This window comes from Gordoniibacillus kamchatkensis, assembly GCF_000829455.1.
Taxonomy (GTDB): domain Bacteria; phylum Bacillota; class Bacilli; order Paenibacillales; family NBRC-103111; genus Gordoniibacillus; species Gordoniibacillus kamchatkensis.
This window is the reverse complement of sequence record NZ_JXAK01000019.1, coordinates 17,037-33,717: the sequence shown is the minus strand read 5'-3', so window position 1 is coordinate 33,717 and position 16,681 is coordinate 17,037. Positions and strand designations below refer to the sequence as shown.

The 16,681-nt window shown below is 59.5% G+C and carries 17 protein-coding genes and 1 pseudogene; 4 read left to right on the top strand and 14 right to left on the bottom strand.

Features of this window, described 5'->3' with window-relative positions:
- Positions 1–77: 77 nt before the first annotated feature.
- The 6 genes from SD70_RS12485 to SD70_RS12460 all read right to left on the bottom strand — a co-directional run bounded on the left by SD70_RS12485 (position 78) and on the right by SD70_RS12460 (position 5,581).
- Entirely contained in the window at positions 78–713 is a 636-nt protein-coding gene (locus SD70_RS12485; RefSeq protein WP_231571188.1) for an HAD family hydrolase, read from the bottom strand.
- Positions 714–963: 250 nt separating this feature from the next.
- The gene (locus SD70_RS39225; RefSeq protein WP_197081022.1) at positions 964–1,563 is read right to left on the bottom strand and encodes an ABC transporter substrate-binding protein; all 600 of its coding nucleotides are present in this window, start codon (positions 1,561–1,563) and stop codon (positions 964–966) included.
- The gene (locus SD70_RS12475; protein WP_041047899.1) at positions 1,524–2,897 is read right to left on the bottom strand and encodes an ABC transporter substrate-binding protein; all 1,374 of its coding nucleotides are present in this window, start codon (positions 2,895–2,897) and stop codon (positions 1,524–1,526) included. Before SD70_RS12475 ends, SD70_RS39225 begins: the two co-directional genes overlap by 40 nt.
- On the bottom strand, positions 2,894–3,715 hold the full coding sequence (locus tag SD70_RS12470) for an aminoglycoside adenylyltransferase domain-containing protein (protein ID WP_041047898.1): 822 nt from the start codon (positions 3,713–3,715) through the stop codon (positions 2,894–2,896). The genes SD70_RS12475 and SD70_RS12470 overlap by 4 nt, the downstream gene beginning before the upstream one ends.
- 35 nt (positions 3,716–3,750) lie before the next feature.
- Positions 3,751–4,677: a phosphotransferase family protein gene (locus SD70_RS12465; RefSeq protein WP_041047897.1), complete on the bottom strand. Its 927-nt coding sequence runs from the start codon at positions 4,675–4,677 to the stop codon at positions 3,751–3,753.
- Between the two features lie 91 nt (positions 4,678–4,768).
- Complete coding sequence (locus SD70_RS12460; RefSeq protein ID WP_041047896.1) at positions 4,769–5,581, bottom strand: phytanoyl-CoA dioxygenase family protein; 813 nt, start codon at positions 5,579–5,581, stop codon at positions 4,769–4,771.
- Between the two features lie 112 nt (positions 5,582–5,693).
- Here SD70_RS12460 and SD70_RS40325 point away from each other — a divergent pair.
- From SD70_RS40325 to SD70_RS12440, 4 genes and pseudogenes are all read left to right on the top strand, one after another.
- Positions 5,694–6,014 (top strand): annotated as a pseudogene (locus SD70_RS40325) (cupin domain-containing protein); the annotation flags it as partial.
- A gap of 182 nt (positions 6,015–6,196) precedes the next feature.
- Complete coding sequence (locus tag SD70_RS12450) at positions 6,197–6,640, top strand: helix-turn-helix domain-containing protein (protein WP_231571187.1); 444 nt, start codon at positions 6,197–6,199, stop codon at positions 6,638–6,640.
- 124 nt (positions 6,641–6,764) lie between these two features.
- On the top strand, positions 6,765–7,256 hold the full coding sequence (locus tag SD70_RS12445) for a hypothetical protein (protein ID WP_041047894.1): 492 nt from the start codon (positions 6,765–6,767) through the stop codon (positions 7,254–7,256).
- The gene (locus tag SD70_RS12440) at positions 7,160–7,699 is read left to right on the top strand and encodes a hypothetical protein (RefSeq protein WP_082053318.1); all 540 of its coding nucleotides are present in this window, start codon (positions 7,160–7,162) and stop codon (positions 7,697–7,699) included. Before SD70_RS12445 ends, SD70_RS12440 begins: the two co-directional genes overlap by 97 nt.
- 211 nt (positions 7,700–7,910) lie before the next feature.
- On the opposite strand, the gene SD70_RS12435 is transcribed toward SD70_RS12440, so the two are convergent.
- The 8 genes from SD70_RS12435 to SD70_RS12400 all read right to left on the bottom strand — a co-directional run bounded on the left by SD70_RS12435 (position 7,911) and on the right by SD70_RS12400 (position 16,671).
- Positions 7,911–9,320: a sulfatase-like hydrolase/transferase gene (locus SD70_RS12435; protein ID WP_041047892.1), complete on the bottom strand. Its 1,410-nt coding sequence runs from the start codon at positions 9,318–9,320 to the stop codon at positions 7,911–7,913.
- 15 nt (positions 9,321–9,335) lie between these two features.
- The gene (locus SD70_RS12430; protein ID WP_052487350.1) at positions 9,336–10,730 is read right to left on the bottom strand and encodes a sulfatase family protein; all 1,395 of its coding nucleotides are present in this window, start codon (positions 10,728–10,730) and stop codon (positions 9,336–9,338) included.
- On the bottom strand, positions 10,727–11,272 hold the full coding sequence (gene cysC, locus SD70_RS37960) for an adenylyl-sulfate kinase (RefSeq protein WP_041047891.1): 546 nt from the start codon (positions 11,270–11,272) through the stop codon (positions 10,727–10,729). The genes SD70_RS12430 and cysC overlap by 4 nt, the downstream gene beginning before the upstream one ends.
- Positions 11,273–11,322: 50 nt before the next feature.
- The gene (locus SD70_RS37955; protein WP_041047890.1) at positions 11,323–12,318 is read right to left on the bottom strand and encodes a Gfo/Idh/MocA family protein; all 996 of its coding nucleotides are present in this window, start codon (positions 12,316–12,318) and stop codon (positions 11,323–11,325) included.
- Between the two features lie 109 nt (positions 12,319–12,427).
- Positions 12,428–13,843, bottom strand: a complete 1,416-nt coding sequence (locus SD70_RS12415) for a sulfatase (RefSeq protein WP_041047889.1) — start codon at positions 13,841–13,843, stop codon at positions 12,428–12,430.
- Between the two features lie 26 nt (positions 13,844–13,869).
- Entirely contained in the window at positions 13,870–14,670 is an 801-nt protein-coding gene (locus SD70_RS12410; protein WP_041047888.1) for a sugar phosphate isomerase/epimerase family protein, read from the bottom strand.
- A gap of 22 nt (positions 14,671–14,692) precedes the next feature.
- Positions 14,693–15,682 (bottom strand): Gfo/Idh/MocA family protein, encoded by a 990-nt coding sequence (locus tag SD70_RS12405; RefSeq protein WP_041047887.1) that lies wholly within the window; start codon positions 15,680–15,682, stop codon positions 14,693–14,695.
- A gap of 50 nt (positions 15,683–15,732) precedes the next feature.
- Positions 15,733–16,671 carry an AraC family transcriptional regulator gene (locus SD70_RS12400; RefSeq protein ID WP_041047886.1) on the bottom strand — a complete coding sequence of 313 codons (939 nt, stop codon included), beginning with the start codon at positions 16,669–16,671 and terminating at the stop codon, positions 15,733–15,735.
- Positions 16,672–16,681: the final 10 nt, after the last annotated feature.

The following is a 16,681-nucleotide window of genomic DNA, read 5'->3' as shown; positions in this document are numbered from 1 at the left end:
GTTCCTCCATTGCGTTTGAATTTGCTTTCATCAAATAAGACAATGAAGGGTTCCGTTTTGTGAATCGAAAATTAGGTTTAGTTGATGAATTCCATAATATCCCCGATACGATCGATTCGGCCGATCGGCTGCACGCCTTTCGCGATCATCGCTTCCATACTCGTGCGGTAGCTGACGAAAGGGATGCCCGCATCCATGGACGCTTTGCCGTCAATCCACGCATCCCCGACCGAGATCCATTCATCTGGCGCAATCGAGCCGTACTGCCGCTTGGCATAGTCAAACCCGGCCGGCGACGGCTTCATAACGGCCATTTGTTCCCTGCCAACAACGAGATCGAAATACCGGGATATATTTGTCAGCTCAAGCGCTTTGCGCGCGGCGGCATGAGAATTGTTCGTTACGACAATAAGCGTGTATCGCCTGTATAAGGACGACAGCAGCGGTTCTACTCCCGGCTCAAGCCCCGCTCCCTCCATCCCCAGCATCTCGTGCCGGGCGATAGTGGCCATCATCGTTTCGTCTATGCTGCCGGAGATTCCGAGCCGCCTTGCATGCGCGATCAAAGTTGAGGAAGTATGTTCTTGTACCGGGAATGCAGCGGGGAGAACGTTCAATTCGACCAAATAGCGGTAAATCTCGTTCTTCATTGCCGCAAAATCGATCCTCGACTGCAGCAGCGTATTGTCCATATCAAACATGATTCCTTTCACTTTGCTCAAGCTGCTTTATAGCCTCCTCTCCCGTCCGGCGCGCGCTGACCGGACATATTCAGTCCCGGTTCAGCGCGGCGCACGATAATGACATCGTATCATAAAAAGGATGCGGTTTGTATCGCCGACAAATCGCGATTCAGGGTGCTTTGGTGTAAAGCGGTTGTTGAAAGATGAATCGCACTCGAACCATATGCCCTGTTGACCGAATACGTACGTTCGAAACTTCTTCCCCAACGATGCTGCTGCCTCATTGCCGGAAAAACCATTGCTCGCCGGCAAAGTTTTGGGCGATGCCCCAGCCTTTGTCGCTAAAATTGCCGAGCTTCTCGTTAACGGCGACAGGTGCGGCAATGTCTTCGCTATGAATGTAATACCAATAGTAGTCGCCGATATTTTTCCGAATGTCGCTCCGTTTGACGAGCGCTTCCTGCAGCGGCAGCTCCCGCAGCGTGAAAATAGCCTGGAACAGCGCCTTCGCTTCGGCCGGCGGCTCCTCCCCCTGCTTGCCTCCGGTGTTCCACCACCTGTCCCAAAGCGGCGCCCACATGTTTTGGCCCCATTCCTGTCTCGCCCATTGGACCGGACCGGGGGTGAAATAGATCGTCGCCTGCAGCTGGTTCGCCTGATTTTTTGTCGTCCAAAGCGCATTGTCGATTTTCTTCACGGTGACATTGAGGCCGAGCTCCTTCCACTGCTCAACGACCAGCTCGCCAAGCTGAATAAAGTCGTCGTAGTAGGACGATACCTCAATCGGAATCACGAACGGTTTGCCGTCCGGTCCGAGGCGCAGTCCGTCCGCACCTTTCTTCATGCCCATTTCATCCAAAAGGCGGTTCGCTTCTGCCATGTTCCGCTCCGCGCCCTCGATCGGCGACGGCTTGGCGAAGCCAGAAAAACGGTGTTCACGATTTCCTTCTTGTCGAGCGCCAAATTGAGCGCCTTGCGGAAACGAATATCCCTGACGACTTGCCTCCATACCGGATCGTCGAATGTCAAATTGAGCTCGATATCGTTCGCGGTCCGGTGCAGCTTCGTAATGTAAACTTTATAATGGCCTTTTTTCTCGTTTTCCTTCAGCATCGCCACCTTCGGAATCGTGACGTATTCGTACGAATGATCCACTTCGCCGGCCATCACTTTCAAAATGGCGGATTCGACGTTTTGCAGCAGCGTGCTTTCCAGCTTGTCGATGTACGGGAGCTGGTTGCCCTTGGCATCGATTTTGAAATAATACGGGTTGCGTTCAAACTCGATAACGTTGCCCGCTTTCACCTGGATATAGGGGCTCAAAACCGGGAAGCCGACCGCTTTCGGCTGCGTAATTTCGTTGTTCAGCACATCTTTCGCGGAAAACAGCTTCGTCCATTCCCCGGGCAAGAAGCCCGCTTCTTTAATGAGCGGCTCCAGCTGATCCAGCGGCGTATATTTAGCATGATAGCGCTGCAAAAAATGCTTCGGCTTGATCAGGTCCGTATAGCCTCTCCAGCCTTGCACGGCCAGCTGCATCAAAAACCCGCCGTACGGGCGATCGAAGCTCATTTGAAACGTGTTGCTGTCAATAACGGAAAACGTGACCGGCTTGCCGTTCGCATCCGCCGCCGATTTCAGCCACAGCGGAAACACCGGAGTCAAGTCTTTGTTGAACAGCACGTCCTCCACGGCGAATTTGACGTCGTCCATCGTGACCGGCTGTCCGTCGGACCATTTCATCCCTTCGCGCAGCGTAAACGTAAATTGCTTCTGATCCGGGCTCACCTGATACTGCTTCACGACGTTCGGCGTTATTTCCTCTCCGAGCAAGCCCGGGCTGTTGACGAGCGGCTCGTTCTCGATAATGAAAATGTCGGAATCGGAAATCGCATCCGTTCTTACCGTACGCAAAGTCCCGCCGTAGCGGCCGATTTCGAAAGTTAACGCGTCTTTCGGCAGCTCGTTGGTCAGCTTGGGCTCTTTGGGCAGCCGCTGCTCGACAGGCGGCAAGCCTTTGCCGTCCAAGTACGGGGACTGCTTCAGCGATGCCGGTGCGGCCGACGCTTCCTTTTGGACGGATGCAGAAGCCGGCGCATTTTCTTTATTGCCCGCAGCTTCGTCATCGGCTGTCGGCGTAGATCGGCACGCCGCCAGCAGCGATATGGCGAGCATTGAACTTACGATCGCGGTCCGTGCTTTGCTGCGTTTCATACGCATTCTCCTCCTTCGGCGGAATATCGCTCCGTCTCCCGTTCCGCCTGCTCCAGCGTGAAGCGGATGAAGGCGAGCGTATCGTTCATCAGCTGCAGCTCTATACCGTGCCGCCAGTTCAGCGCTTGCTCGATGAGGGGAACCCAGCGCTCGTCTAGCTTATCCATCGCCCATCGTCCGGCCGCCGGCTTCGATGCGACGGTGCCGTGCCGTAACGTGTAAAGCGCGCGGCACATTGTCAAAACCGCATAAGCCTGATACTCGCTGCCAGCCAATCGAAAACTGTCCTTAAGCTGCGGCTGCCACCAATCGCGGAGAAGCTGAACGACGGCAGTCCGAAGCGTGTCCGGCTCAACAGGCTCAATGATCGTATGCGGCTCGGGTCCGGCCAGCACGATGCCATATTCGCGAACGATGTGGCGCTGCACGATCCACTCGGCGCCGTGACGGTCCATGCCAAAGCTGCCGTCGCAGCGCAAGGCGGGATGCAACGAACGGCTCGGATCGTGGCGCCGCAGCGCGGACAGCGGAATGTACGAGCCTTCGATATTCGTCGCCCATTTCAGGCCGCTGGCGGCGATGCGTTCGTGAAATGAGCGAATGGCCGCATAAGTGCGGTCAGGCAAGTCGTCCGCCGCTGTGGCGACAAGAAAATCGATATCGCTGCGCCCGGCATCGAAGTCGCCGATCGCCAGCGAGCCGTGTACGTACATCCCGACGAACAGGTTGCCCAACATCGTCTGCGCTCCGTGCAAGATCACGTTCAATACCTGCCTCACGTCCGGATCGTGTATCGCTTGTGCCGTACGTTCATACATATTGCATCCCCCGCTTCTTTCCGCTTTAGTTCAGTTCATCCCTGCAACAGCCGCAGCAGCTCGGACTTGACGTGCCGGTACGCGCCGGGATCCTCTTTCTTGGCGAAAAAGCGCAGCCCGTCAAGACCTTTGAACAGCAGCCCGCAGCGCAGCCGTTCTTCGAAATAAGGAATGTGCACGCCTTGTTCGGCCATGCGCTGCCTAAATTTCTCGGGAAACTGCAGCTGCGGCGTCCACAGCTGCATCGTCGCCAAATCGAACATATAATCGCCGTACGCTGCCATCTCCCAATCGACGATGGCCGTAATGGCACTGCCGTCGCCGATCATGTTGCCAAGGTGAAAATCGCCGTGAACCAAATGCCGTTCCGGCGGCGCTCGCCGCGCATCTTCCATCATCCGGCCGTACAAGGGCCAGAACACGTCCCGCTCAAGAATACCCGCTTCAAACAGCCGGTACCAGCCGTGCCAGAAGCCGTCCTGCTCTTCAGCGAAAAACGATGCCAAAAACGCCGGCCAACTGTCGAAATCGCCGTTTCCTTCGGCATTGACCCAGCCGTACCCGGCCGTTTTCCCCAGCTGCAGCCGCTGCAGCTGCGCGAACGTATCCGTCAGGCGGGGGACGAACTCCCTAATTTGCTCGAGCGGAAGCCGGATCAGTGTCGTGCCCGGTGCGCGTTTGGAGATGCAGTAATGGAAGCCTTCCGTTGTGCCGATTGCGACGATGCGGGGCATCGGCAAGCCTTGCCGATGATAAGATTCATACAATCGGAGTTCTCTGGCAAAACCTTCCCCGCTATGATTGAACCGAACAACATAGTCTTTTCCGCCTGCTCGAAAAAAGTATGCTCTGCTGAGCTCCCCTTCCTCCACCGCCTGCAGTCCGCTAATATCGCCGTTCCAATATTCGCGCAGAAACGTTTCCGCCGTGCCGGCGTCCATATTCGGCTTCAATTGGCTCATAATCTGTCCTCCCCTGCGCGGCAAAGAGAAAAGTCCCCGCATACGGCGTATGCAGGGGCAGCAGCGCGATTTCATTATACCAAATTGGCCATTATTTCTCGTAAACGACCGGGAAGCTTTCGCCGGACATAATTTCCCCGGGCTTGACGTGAATGTGCGGCTCCATCGGATGGTTGCCGGTCGGCGCGTAGTACGTATGCCCCGGCATGTAGTGCACCGCGATGGCGCGCCGCTTGCGCTCCGAACGGTTGTTCGGGCTGCCGTGCCACGTCAGCGAATGGTGATAGCCGACTTGCCCTTTTTTAATTTCGAACGGAACGGCTTCCACTTTGGCCCCTGGCGGCAGCAGCTGCGGCTGCTTATGCACCGGCATAAAGTCCTCGGTGGCGGTCAAGTACCGCTGATGATTGCCCCATTTATGGCTGCCGGGCACCATCCACATGCAGCCGTTCTCGATCGTTGCGTCGTCGAGCGCCACCCAGGCACTGACGAGATCGGCCGGCTGGATGACGGGCCACAGCGGGTGATCCTGGTGCCAATGCGTAGGACCGCCGGTCACCGGAGGCTTATACTGGATTTGGTCGTGCCAGATGCGCAGCGTATCGGTGCGGCACAGCTGCGCCACCTCCTCGCAAATCGTGCGATTTTTCGCATGCTCGAAGTAAGCATCGCTCGCCATCCAAATGTTGACGATCTGAACGACGGTCTCTTTCTTCGTAATCGTCATCCCGTAATGGGAGTTGTCGAGCATGTTCCGGTTCAGCACCGGCTTTTTCACGCTCTTGCCTTCCATGACCATGTCCAGTTCTTCGCGCAGCCTCTCGACTTCTTCGTCCGACAGCACGACGCCGCCTTTCAGAAAACCGTTCTCGTCAAACTCCGCAATCTGCTCCGCCGTCAGCATGTTCATTCCTCCTTGAAATGATGAGTACGATGTTATTGTAGCAAGCCCTCCTTCCGGAAGTCGTTACAGTTTTCCAAGTAATGGTTGCACTTTTCCCAGAATATATGAAACAATGAAAGCAGCAGTGAACAACGGCGCGGAGGTTGACGCAGCGATGTGCATAAGCTCTGACAAGCGGAATGTTCATATCGGCGAGCTCGGCACGCTTCGGCCGACGGTGAATTTTGCCAATTATTTTACGGCTCCGGCGGGTTACGTATGGGGACCTAGAGCGATCCCGGACTATCAGTTTGTCTATATTGTGGAGGGCGAAGCTTCGTTCGAATTTGCCGGACAGACGCTTGAGCTTCGTCCGGGACATTGCATTTTTTACGGACCGCATACACCGCATCGGCTTGCTGCCTCACCGCGCGGTCCGCTCACGCTCTCGAGCGTTCATTTTAGCTGGGACGCCGAGTCTGCCGCGCCCGTCTCGCCGGTATCTCACATACGCGAATGCTCGCAGCAAGAGTTGCTGAAGCCGACGCCTGCGTATACGGTGCATGCGGAAGGCGCCGGCGACGTCGAGCTGTGGCCGTTCTACGACGTGCAAGGGCTGGAGGGCCATTTGTGCGCATGGCGAGCGAATTTTTGCATCAGGAAGCCGGTTTCGAGCTCGTCATGCGCGGCTATTTGCTGCAGCTGGTCGGAACGCTCATCCGGTTTCAGCGCGACAAGCGGTTTCGCGCCGAGCGCGAGCGCAGCAAAATCGCCGCCGCCGTAGAGGCGATCCGCAGCCGGCCTGCGCATGCCTGGACGATCCCCGAACTCGCCGCGCTCGCCGGGTATCACCCGACGTACTTCGCCGAGCTGTTTCGCGAAGCGACCGGCTATGCGCCGAAGCACTATCTCGTGCTGGAGCGGGTCAAGCAGGCGCAGCAGCTGCTCCTCCGGGAAGCGTCGGTCGAAGCTGTCGCCGTCAAGCTCGGCTACTCGAGCGTTCATTACTTTTGCCGCAATTTCAAAGCGGTCACCGGCCAGACGCCAACCGAGTTCAGGCGGCGCAACTGGGGGTTCTAGCGGCTTGTGGGCCTGCGTATGTTCCGCTTCCTCTTGCAGACGGTTCGACACTTTCCGCGGAGCTGCCATATTACAATGGGAAAGACGAGCGCTTGAGGCATCCCATTTTCAAGGAGGTTCGATTATGTCCGATCGTCTTATTATCGGCAGCGCCACGCATTCCTACGAAGTGCAGCCGGGTTGGGGGCAGCTGCCGGAAGGGCTGGCTTACGGCTACACGCACGGCATTTGCGTCGATGCCGAAGATAACGTGTATGTCCATCATACCGGCAAGCAGTCCGTCGTCGTGTTTGACCGGGACGGCCGCTTCCTGACGGCTTGGGGCGACGAGTTCGAAGGCGGCGCGCACGGGTTTTATTTACATAGGGACTATGACGGCCGGGAGTATTTGTATTTCGCCGATACGAAGCGGGCCATGGTCGTGAAGACGACGCTGTCCGGCGAGGTGCTGCTTCGCCTCGGTGCGCCGGATCGCCCGGATTTGTACGACGCCGAACGCCGCTACGTTCCGACTGACGTGTGCGTAGCCCCGAACGGCGACATTTACGTATCCGACGGGTACGGCCAGTATTACGTGCACCACTATACCGCCGATGGAGCGTACGTGCGCAGCTAGGGGCGGCCGCCGGTTCAGGAGCCGGGGCGCAATTCATCGAGCCGCACGGCATTTCGGTCAATTTGCGCGGCGAAGAGCCGGAGCTGTACGTCGCCGACCGCCGCAACCACCGCATTCAAGTGTTTACGCTGGAAGGCGAGCATAAACGGTTTGTCGAGCATAACCTCGATCTGCCGTGCAGCTTTTACTTTTTCGGCGATGAAGTGTACATTCCCGATTTGAACAGCCGGGTCACGATTTTGGACGGCCGGGACCGGCTCATCACGCATCTTGGCGAAGATCAGCAGGCGTATAAGCAGCAAGGCTGGCCGAATTTGCCGAAATCTTACTTCCGCCCCGACAAATTCAGCTCTCCGCACGGCGTCTGCGTCGACTCCCAAGGCAACGTGTACGTCGCCGAATGGATTTCGGACGGCCGTATTACGAAGCTGGTCAGACAATAACGATTCAAAACGCCGCCGAACCGGGCACCGTTCCGTTCAGGCGGCGTTTTCGTTGCGGGCGGGAGCTCGACTGAACTGGCGGCCCGGCCGTTCGGCAGATCATAACGGCGCTGCTTCGCACCCACAGTGCCGGTGACCGTTGGCCCTCCAACCGCCCTTCCTGCCATGCATATCGGCGTCGCTTCGCACCCACAGCGCCGCCGCTTCCCACCTACACCTTGCGCCCTTCAAGCAGCTGCGCTCTCATCCATTCGTTCCGGACCAAGCCGTCGCCGTCTTGCAGCAGCGTCTCGTACAGCTTCCGGCGCAGCTCGCGCACCGCAAGCCGATGCTCCGGGTGACCGATGACGTTAAGCAGCTCATGCGGATCCGATTGCATATCGTACAGCTCGTCGACGTCGGTCGTGTTCCAGACGTACTTCCACTTCCGGGTCCGAATCATGCGCTGCGTGTACAAGCCGAACTGCTGGCCGTTGTACGTGGCGACGATTTCGTCCCGCCACGCGGGCGGCTCCTGGCCGAGCAGCAGCGGCATAAGCGATTCGCCGTGCAGCCGGTGCCGCTCCGGATCAGGGACGGCAGCTCCGCTGGCCTGCAGCAGCGTCGGCGGCAAATCGAGCAAGTTGTACACGAACTCGTCGCTGCCGCTGCCGGCAGGCACGACGCCGGGCCATCTGACGGCAAGCGGCACCTTGACGACGTCTTCGTACATGACGTAATGCTTATCCATCATGCGATGTCCGCCGCACAGATCGCCATGGTCGGAAGTGAAAATGACAAGCGTATCATCCCGCTGGCCCGTAGCGTCGAGCTGCCGAAGCAGCGCGCCAACCGCATCGTCCAACTGGCTGATGATCGCGTAGTATCTGGCCACGATTGGCGCCCAGTCGCGCCACGTATAGTCTTGCACGTTCCAGTTCAGCAGCTGCTGCCGCTGAATGTACGGCTTGCCTTCGAACGTGTCGGCGAAGCTGCCCCATACCGGTACGTCGTCCGGCTGATAGCGGTCGGCGAATGGGGCAGCGGGCCGGCACGGCAAATGCGGCTCCTGAAAATTGACCCGCAAATGCCACGGCCGCCCGTCGCCGGCCAGCTTCCGCAGCACAGCTCCGGCCAGCTCGGACGTGCGGTGCGTCCGGGTATGCTCCAGGGGCAACGGGTCGGTTTCCCCGAAATACGCTGCGGTATACGCCAAGTTCGGGTACTGCTCCTTGACCCACTCGCGATAAAGCGCATCGCTGTCGACGTACTCGTCGTAGCCGTACATTGTCGGATTGCAGCGCGGATGTACGTCCCACTTGCCGACGTAACCGTTTCGGTAGCCCGCCTCCTGCAGCGCTCTGGCCCACGAGTACGCTCCCGGCTCCAGCGAACCGACCTTCAAGGCAATGTTATAGTTCCACAAGCCGCCGAACGTCTCCGGCCGCTGCCCGCAGACGAGCGACTGCCGGGCCGGGCCGCAAACCGGAATATGGCTGTAGGCTTTCGTAAACCATGCGCCCTCCGCGGCAAGCGCGTCGATATAGGGCGTCGATACCGGAGCCGTCTTGCTGTACCCGACGCAGTCGTAGCGAAGCTGATCGGCCATAATGAGCAAAATGTTCGGCCTGGTCGTACGCATCCCGCGCCCTCCTCCTTACGTCGCTTTCGCCCGGCGCGCGGCCGCCGCCGCATCGAATATGTCCCGTCTCGGATCGCGGATCCAGCTATCCCACGTTAAGCCGTACTCCAGCAAAATGTCGTGGATCCGGTTTTTGAACGGCAACCCGGCTTCCAGCTGCGCCGCCATCGGATCGGGCCGCCCGCCGAGCGTTTCTTCCACCCATCGGTCCAGCCGCTGTTCGAGTTCATCGGCAACGTCGGCCGCCCGCTCGGCGGCATTGTCCGTTTCCTCCGGATCGGAGCGCAAATCGTACAGCTCCCGGGGCGGACGGCGGAACGGCCCGGCATCGACAGTGCGGATAAATTTATAGTCGCGGGTCACGACGCCCCGGCTCGCCTGCCAGGCGCACTCGCTTAAAAATACCGCTTCCCGCGTACCTTCGGCTTCGCCCTGCAAGCAAGGCCACAAGCTGCGGCCGTCCAGTGAAGCCGGAGGCGTGATGCCGGCCGCTTCCAGCACCGTCGGCATCAAATCTTGCTGCTGCACAAGCCCGGCAACCCGGAGTCCGGCGGGGATGCGCCCCGGCCAACGCATCATGACCGGAACGCGCACCGTCGTTTCGTACAGCCCGCAATGATCCCAATAAATGTCGTGCTCCGTCAAGCTTTCCCCGTGATCGCCGAACAGCACGAGCAGCGTGTCGTCATACAGGCCTTCCTGCACGAGCAGCTCGTCGAGCTCGCGCAGCCGGTCGTCCAAATAGCGGATTTCCGCGTCATACAGCGCGCTTACGTAAGCTGCATCCGTCACCGGTCCGAGCTTGTCGTAATGATGATGCTTGAAAAAAGGATAAGCCGCATGATTGTAAGCGGCTTCCATGCTCGTATTGGCGCGGTCGAACGGATCGCGTCCCCGCTCATAGAACAGCTCCGCATAATGCGGCGGCGGCAAATACGGGGTGTGCGGGTCCCAGTAATGCAGAAACAGGAAAAACGGCTCGCGCTGATGCCCGCGTATCCACGGGAACGCCAGCTCGTTCACTGTGCGGCCGTCAATGCTGCGCTCCGTTCCGGACGAGTTGATGTAGTATCTGAACCCTCGCGCGAACCATTCCTTCAGCTGGTACAAGTTATCGACGGCCGCCGTCGTAAAGCCATGACCGCGCAGCAGCGCCGGCAGCCACGGCTCCTTTTTCGGCAGCTGCGTCAGCGCCGAACCGTGCGCGACGATGCCGGTTCTCAGCCCCATTTTGCCGGTAAAAATGCCGGTATGCGCCACTTCGGTCGGGATGTCGGTCGCGTATGCCCGCTCGAACAACGCTCCTTGCGCGGCGATCCGGTCCAGGTGCGGCGACGTCGGCTTCCCGTAGCCGTAGCAGCCCAGCCGGGACGCGCGCAGCGTATCGAGCGACACGAACACGATGTTCATACGGCGTCCCTCCTTCCGGCTTTCAGCAAAATATAGTCCATAATGAGCGCTACGTTGCTGCTGAGCTCATCGACATGAGTGCGGATGACGATATCCGGCTGCTCCGGCGGCTCATAGCTGTCTCCGATCCCTGTAAAATGGGTGATTTCCGCCCTTCTTGCCTTGGCGTACAGCCCTTTCGTGTCGCGGCGCTCGCATTCCTCAAGCGGACAGTCGACGAAAATTTCCACATAGCCAGGCAGCTCGCGGCGCGCCAGCTCGCGCATTTCGCGGTACGGCGTAATGGCCGATACCAGTACGGTGACGCCATTTCGCGCCAGCAGCTTGCTAATATAGACGATGCGGCGTATATTCTCGAGCCGGTCTTCACGGCTGAAACCAAGTCCCTTGCTGATGACGCTGCGCAGCTCGTCGCCGTCGAGCAGCTCCACTTGCAGGCCCGACTGCCGCAGCGGCTCAAGCAGGGCGCGGGCCGTCGTCGTTTTGCCTGCTCCCGATAATCCCGTAAACCATAGCACCATACCCGGCTTCGCGCCGCTCATCACTTTGCCTTCCTCCTTCGGATCGGCCTCGAGGTTTGCCGCATGCCGGACTACTGCACGTCCATGACGGCTCCTCCCGCTTCGTGGGAACGGATCGCGGCCTCGATAATGCGCTGCACCGCCAGCGCGTCCGCGCCGGAAGCCGAGATGCGGTCCGGCGGCACCTGCTCCTTCACTTCGCGGATGAACGCGTCCAGCCGCAGCCGGAACGTGTCGTTGAAGCCTTTCATCCCCGTCATGATGGAATTGCGGTAGACGCGCAGCTCCTCTTCCCGGTGCGGGTAGTACGTCAACGATTCGTACACGTTGTCGAGCACGAACCGCCCCCGATCGCCCGCCACTTCGCACGACTCCAGCGAATGCCAGCCGAAAATGTCGTAGCTCCCCGTCAGATGGCCGACCGCGCCCGACGCGAATTCAAGATTGATGGAGGCGGTCGACCACACCTCGCGTCCCGGCGCTTTCGTCAAAAACGACTGCACCCGGCGCACGTCTCCGGCAAAATAGCGCATCACATCGAACGAATGCGGATGCAGCGCGCGCAAATGAATCCACGGGCTCGATTCGTTCGGATTGCCGATCGTCAGCCTCATGTTGATATAGAGCGGCGTCCCGATGTCGCCGGCTTCCATCCAGCGCTTCGCCCTTTGCGCGGCCGGCGTAAAGCGGTGGTTCAAGTTGCAGCCGAAGCGGACGCCCTTCTCCCGGGCAAAACGCACCATCTCCTCCGCTTCGCCGATATCGTTCGAGATCGGCTTCTCGACCAGCACGTCTTTGCCTGCCCCGATTGCGGCCATGACCGGCTGAAAATGATGCGAGCCGTTCTCCTTGCCGCCGGTTGCGACGCTGACGACATCCGGATTTTCGCGTTCGAGCATCGTTTCAACATCGTAGTAAGCGGCAACGCGGTACTCGGCCGCAGCCTTATCGGCCAGCTCCCGGCTCACATCGCATACCGCGACGAGCTCCGCATCCGGATGGTCCGCGTATGTGCGGCAATGGATGCGGCCGATATGGCCTACGCCGACAACGGCGACTTTCACCATCGTTTAGTCCTCCTCTTGCTATCAATCCGGGATATCAATAGAGAACGAGCCGGAGAAGAACGCTCCTGAGCGGCCCAGCTCCCCTCCGAATCCTTCCCGCCCCTAAGCTTCACGCCGGCGTCGGTTTCTCCGCTTCGGCCGGCTTCTCCTTCGCCTGCAAGCTTCGCGCGGTGCGCGGCGAACCGATGTGCAGCGAATCGAACGCCTGCTGCGACGACTGGAACGGCCCGCAGCCGAGTCCGTGCCAGTTCAGATTGACGGTTATCGGATTCGCCCGCCCGGTCGCCCGTTCCCTGCGCGCGATATGCGCATCCATCCGCGCTTTGAGCAGCTCCAAGACGTCCGGTTCGTCATCCGCCACGTTATGCAGCTCTTCCGGATCGCGGATCAAATTGTACAGCTCTACCGCCGGCTTGAAATGGAAATCGGGCTCGAGCGCCACGATCAGCTTCCACTCCGGCGTCCGCCAGCCGTGCTTGCGCATCCACGTACACTCGGTAATGTACATTTCGCTTTCGGGCACGCGCTCCTCGCCCCGCACGAGCGGCAGCAGGCTGCGGCCGTCGAAGTCGATGCCGCTGTCTACGCCGAGCAGCTCGAGAATCGTCGGCATTACGTCCTTGATTTGCGTCGGGCTCGCCACCCGCTTCCCGGCCGGCAGCTTGCCGGGGAACCGCAGAATGAGCGGTATGCGCAAGTTCGTCTCGTACAAGCCGTGATGGTCGTAGTAGCAATCGTGCTCATTCAGCGTTTCGCCGTGGTCGGCCGTGACGATGACGAGCGTCTCTTCTTCAAGGCCGAGCGCCGCCAGCGCCGTGAAAATCGTCTGGATTCCTGCATCCATATAAGCGACCGCTCCGTCGTATTGGGCGTCGATGTAGGCGCTGTCGGTACATCCTTCAGGGAACCATGAACGGAAATAGTCGACGAACGGCTTGAATTGGTACAAATCGTCCAGCGAGCGGTTATCCGGGTCCTTCTCGTCGCCGCCGTAAAACATCCGCTCGAACGGCGCCGGCGGCAAATAAGGCGAATGAGGATCCATATGGCGGAGAAACAGGAAGAACGGCTTGTCGTCCTCTGCCAGCCTTCTCAGTTCGGGGATGGCGGCCCGGTTCAAGTTTTCGGCTTTCGGGCTGCGGCCGCTGGCATCGGGGCCCCAGCCTTCGTAATCGATGTATTTCTGGAAACCGCGCGACGACGGGTTGCCGGTGAAGCCGACGCACGTCGTATTGTAGCCTTCCTTCTCCAGCACTTCCGCCAGCGTCGTCACATGGGAGCCGAGCGGGCCGCCGTGGCGGAGAGCGACGACATCGGTGCCGAAGCAGTCCATGCCGGTCAGCATCGAGGCGTACCCGGGCGTCGTCGGAATGCTCGGTGAGAAGTGCTGCTCGAACAGCACGCCATCTTGGCTGAAACGGTCGATGTGTGGGGTTGTCAAGCGATCGTAGCCGTAACAGCTCATATGGTCGCGGCGCAGGCTGTCGATGCCGAGCAGCAGCAGATTGGGCTTTTTGCCAGACATGAAATCAACTCCGTATCGTCAAAATGTTACCGCGCCCCAAGCGAGCGCAGCACCGCATTCAAATATCCGTAGCTTTCCGCAGCGACGGCAGTGACCTGCGCCAGCGAATGGCCCTTGGCGCCGATCACCTCGAGGCACACCGGACCGTCGTAGCCGGTTTCTGCGAGCACTTTGCAGTAGCCGATCAGATCGATGTCACCGCGGCCGCAAGCCTGCAGCTCGATCGGCCCCGGCCCGGCCTGGCGGCCTTTGCAGTCGCGGATATGGATGTGGCGCACGCGGCCGATCACTTGCGGCAGCGCCTCTTCCGGATTTTCGTTCGCGCGGTAAATGTGGCTCGGGTCCATGTCGATGCCGAACGCCGGGTTCGCAATTGCATCGATGGCGCGCAGCGTCGTCGGCGTGTTGTAGATGGAGCCGCCTACGTGCGCTTTGACGCACAGCGTCACCCCGTGCCCAGCCGCCAGCTCCGCCATGCTCGCCAGTTTGTCGATCGTCGCCGCAAGGTCTTCTTCCACATCCGATTTGCCGCCGGGACCGACGTTGACGACCGGTATGCCGAGCGCCTCGGCTGCGGCAAAAGCAAGAGCGAGCCGCTCCTCGCTTAGCGCCGCCACCTCCATCGACAGCAGCTGCAGCCCGTTCTCCTCCGCGATGCGGCGAATGTCCGGGGCCTGCTCCTGCCAGCGGTCGAGCTCCAGATGCTCGCACATCCCTTTGATCGCCGACAGCTCGACGCCGTCGTAGCCGCAAAGTTTAATATGCTGCGCAGCCGTGGCGAAATCGAACTCCTTGAACAAAACCGAATTAATGCCGAGTCGAATCATCGTTACCTTTCGCCTCCTGCCGTTATAGTTCGACGACCGTCGCCGTTTCGAACGAACGGATCGCCGCCTCGATAATCTTCTGCGCCTTCAGCGCATCTTCGCCCGAGCCGTTGATCCGGTCGCAAGGCGTGCCGGCGTCGAGCTGCTCGATCCAGTCGCTGATGCGGCTCTTGAACGTCTCGTTGAAGTGCCGCATGCCGCCGAGGTAGCTGTACGTCTCCGTCTCGATGCTTCGGCGCGGGTAGAACGTCAAATGCTCGCACGCATCGTCGAGCACGAAGCGGCCTTTGCTGCCGACAACCTCGCACCGCTCCAGCCCGTAGCTGGCGCCGGCGTCGTAGCTGCCGACGAGGTTGCCGATCGCGCCGTTCTCGAACTCCATAATGATTTGGGCGTTCGACCAGATCGCGCGCCCTTCGCCCTTCATCATGAACGCGGCCACCCGTTTCACATCGCCGCAGAAGTAGCGGATGACGTCGAACGAATGCGGGTGCAGCGCGCGCAAATGAAACCACGGCGACGTCTCAACCGGATTGTTGATCCACATTCTCATGTTGATCATGTGCAGCTTGCCGAGCCGCTCTGCCTCGACCCATTCCCTCGCCCGGAGCGCCGCCGGCGTGAAGCGGTGGTTCAAGTTGACGGCGTACGGCACCCGCTTCTCCTTCGCAAGCGCTACCATTTGCTCGCCTTCGTCGATCCGGTTGGAGATCGGCTTCTCGCCGAGCACCGGAACGCCCGCGGCGAGCAGCTCCATCGTCGGGGCGAAATGCTCGCCGCCGTTTTCCTCGCCCTTCGTTGCCACGCTGCAGGCATCAAGCCGGATGCCGCTGTCCAGCATCTCGCGCACGCTGTAAAACGCCCGGCAGCCGAACTTCGCTGCGGCGGCGTCGGCCTTTTCCTTGATGATGTCGCAAACGGCGACAAGCTCCGTTTTCGCATGTTCCTTGTACACGCCGGCGTGAATCGAGCCGATGTTGCCTACGCCGACTACGGCGACTTGCAGTGTCATAACGTTCCCCTCCGTTACATGGTTTTCATCCGTTTATCGTTTCCGTTTCGTCATTTCGCCTGCAGGCTGTGATTTCCGCTGTGACTTGCAAGCTCCTCCAACTTGTCCCGGTATTGCCCCGGCGAGCAGCCGACCTTGCGGCGAAACAGTTGCGTAAAGAATGCCGGGTCCTCATAGCCGACGCGATGCGCGATATGAATCACTTTCTCGTCGCCGTCCGCCAAATATTGCTTCGCGCGTTCGATGCGGATTTGATGGATGCGGTCCATGACGGTTTGCCCGGTTTCCTGCTTGAATACGCGGTTTAGCTGCCGGCTGCTGATGCCGAACAGCTCGCACAGCTCCGGGATCGCCAGCTTCTTGTCGAAATGCCGCTCCAAAAATCCCGTGAGGCGGCGGACAAGCATCGCATGCAGGCTCGTGCGCGCCGGCCGGCGTTGTTCCTTGCTCTCGAGCGCCCCCATGTAGCAGCGGGACAGCACGATGAGCAGCTGCAGCATTTGCAGCTTGATGACGGTGTAATAGCCGGACCGCGCCCGTTCCCATTCCTGGATAATGCCTTCCAGCAATTGCAGCACGTGATCGGCCTCGGTGCCGTGCAAATTGAGGCGGTGATGAAACCGTTCGCGCGTGTCGAGAAACGGATGGACGTAGAAGTAGTCCATCGATTGCGAAATGCCGAGCTCCTTCAGCAAAGATTCGTGAATGAGCTCCGGGGTGAACAGGCAGTTGATGATTTCGATCCGATTGCCCTGTTCCGTCTTGTACGTATGCACTTCGCCCGGATTGATGATGAACACGTCTCCGGCCCGGATCGGATACGCTTCGCCTTCGAAGACGTGATCCGCCATGCCGCTGGCCACATACACCAGCTCGACAAAATCGTGGCTGTGCGCGGACGGCACGTTATGCTCGTCGTGAACGCAGCGGCCGATCGCGAACGGAATGTTCGCATCGTGCATAAATTGGCTTCTTCGCAGCTGGTTCATCTCAGTCCCG